The 2,821-nt window shown below is 72.2% G+C and carries 1 protein-coding gene and 1 pseudogene; both read right to left on the bottom strand.

Going from position 1 to position 2,821, the window contains the following annotated elements:
* Positions 1-2,504, bottom strand: a 2,504-nt coding sequence (locus tag G7A99_RS17545) for an efflux RND transporter permease subunit (protein ID WP_163142577.1), incomplete at its 3' end; no start/stop codon positions are given.
* A pseudogene (locus tag G7A99_RS17540) lies at positions 2,494-2,821 on the bottom strand (efflux transporter periplasmic adaptor subunit); the annotation flags it as partial. The gene G7A99_RS17545 and the pseudogene G7A99_RS17540, both read right to left, overlap by 11 nt.

Below are 2,821 nucleotides of genomic sequence, written 5' to 3'. Positions count from 1 at the left end.
GGCAGCATCCGCTCGCGGAGCTCGCGCAGGACCCGGTTGGTCTGCTCGATGGGCACCACGTCCGCGGTCACCGGCATCGCCCGGCGGCCGTTCTCGCGCTGGATGCTGGTCACCGCGCGGGAGTGACTGACCTCCGCCACCGACTCCAGCGGCACGTACCGCCCCGCGTCGGTACGCAGCATGAACGAGGACACGGCGGTCTGCATGTCCGCCAGCGCCGGCGGCAGCTGCACGCGCACGGTGACCTCGCTGGCCCCCCGCAGCAGCTTCACCGCCTCGGCGCCGTAGAAGCCGTTGCGCAGCTGGCGCGATATCCCGTCGACGGTGAAGCCCAGTGCCCGGCCACTGTCCGTGAGACGGATCGTCCACTCCGGGCTGCCGAGCTGGTAGCCGTCGTCGACGTCCCGCACGTAGGCGAGCTCGCCGAGACGCTCGGCCAGGGTCGCCGCGGCATGGTTGAGGGTCTCGATATCGCCGTGACTCAGCTGCACGGTCACCGCCGCACCGCCGCCCGGACCGCCGCGGTCGGCATCGAAGCTGGTGGACTCCACCCCGGGGATCGCACCGGCCACCTCGCGCCAGCGCTGCACGAAGGCGCCGGTGCTCATCGGCCGCCGCTCCGGCGGGGTCATGTACACCCGCACCTCCACCTCGTTGCCGTCGATGGCGGCATAGACGCCGTCGCTGAGGGCATCGCCGCCGTTGCCCTCGACCACCTCGCCCGCGGCAGCGACCAGGGTGTCCCGCACCCGGCGCAGGGCCGTCGCCGGGGCCCCCTGGGGCAGCACCGCGGTGACCTCGGCGGTGTCCGACTCCACCCGGGGCATGAGGATGAAGCCCATCCGCCCGCTCGCCGCGTAGGCGAGCGTCACCGCCAGCAACGCCGTCGCCAGGCCCAGGGTCACGTAGCGCCAGCGCACGGCCAGCGCCAGCGCACCGCCGTAGCCCCGGTCGATGAAGCGGCTGAACGCCGCGCTGAAACGCTGCTGCAGCCGGTGCGCCGTCGCCCCCGCGCCGGTGCTCGCCCCGCTGCGGGTGTGCCCCAGGTGCGCCGGCAGGATGATCAGCGCCTCCACCAGCGAGATGGCGAAGACCGTACCCACCACCGCCGGGATCACCGCCCAGATCTGGCCGAAGGTCCCGGGGATGAAGGCCAGCGGCAGGAAGGCGACGATATTGGTGAGCACGCTCATCACGATCGGCACCGCGATGTCCCGCGCCCCCTGCACCGCGGAGGGGAGCAGCCCCAGGCCCCGTTGCCGGTACTCGTAGATGTTCTCGCCGGCGACGATGGCGTCGTCCACCACGATGCCCAGCGCGATGATGAACGCGAACAGCGAGATCATGTTGATGGACACGCCGAACCACGGCAGGAACAGGAACGCCCCGAGGAAGGCGGTGGGGATACCCACGGTCACCCAGAACGCCAGCCGCAGCTCCAGGAAGGCGCTCAGCACCGCGAGCACCAGCAGCAGCCCGAGGAAGGCGTTGCCGAGCAGCAGCTCCACGCGCTGGCTGTAGATGCTCGAGGCGTCGCTGCGGATGGCGACACCGATCTGCGGCGGCAGCGACGCCCGGATCTCCGGGAGCACCCGGTGCACGGCATCGGAGACCCCGATGGGCGTCTCCCGCCCGACCCGGAAGACCTCCACGCCCACCGCCGGCTTGCCGTCGTAGCTGCCGATGTCCTCGTCCGCGGTGGCGAAGGCCTCGCTCACGTCAGCCACGTCGGAGAGGCGCACCACGCCCCCGCCCGGGGTCGCGCGCAGGACGATGTCGCGAAAGCCCTCTGCCCGGGTGAGGCGCTCGCCCACCTTCAGCAGGATGTCGCCGCCCGCGGTCTCCACCCGCCCGGCGGAGCGGTCCCGGGAGTTCTCCGCCACCACCGCGGCCACGTCCTGGAGGGTGAGGCCGTAGGTCCGCAGCTGCGCCTCGCTGACGTCGATGTGGATCTCGTAGTCGCGGACGTCCTCCAGCGCGGCCTGGGTGACGCCGTCCGTCTGCCGGAGGCGGTCGCGCACCCGTTCGGCGGCGGCGCGCAGGCTGTGCTCGGGCACGTCGCCGTAGACAAGCATGTCCAGCACGTCCCGGCGCCAGCCGCTGAAGGAGATCTCCGGGTCCTCCGCCTGGTCCGGGAAGGTGTCGATGTCGTCCACCGCGCGGGTGACGTCCTGGTAGGCGCGCTGGAGGTTGTAGCCCTCGATCAGCTCGATGTTCACCCGGCCGCTGCCGGTTCGGGCCGTGGCGGTGATCTTCTCGACGCCTTCCAGGCCCTGCACGGCCTCCTCCACCGGCAGGACCACGCCGGATTCGATCTGCTCCGGCGTGGCCCCCGGGTAGGAGACACTGACCACGAGGACGTCGCGCTGGAAGTCCGGGAAGACCTCCTGGGTGATGCGGGTGGTCATGTACAGCCCGCCGAGCAGGAAGACCAGCATGAGCAGGTTCGGCGCCACCCGGTGGCGCACGAACCAGCCGATCACGCCGCCGCCCTCACCCGCCATCGCCGCTCTCCGCCTCCGCGGCACGCAGGGGCATGCCCTCGGCGGGGGTGGCGATGCCGGAGGTGACCACCCGGTCGCCGGGCGTCTGGCCGCCGACGACGAACACCCGCTCACCGTCGCGGTAGGCCACCGTGACCTCGCGGAAGACCAGCTCGCCGCCGGCGCCGATCAGCCACAGCGTGTCGCCGCCGTGGAGCCAGCCGGCGCGGACCTCGTAGGCGTCCTCCAGCACCCGGCCCTGGATCTCGCCGCGCACGAACGCACCGATCAGCAGCCGCGGCGGATCGCCCTCGCGCTCCAGCGCCAGCGGGTCGTCC

This window comes from Arhodomonas sp. KWT (genome assembly GCF_010993615.1).
This window is presented reverse-complemented; position numbering and strand designations above follow the sequence as displayed.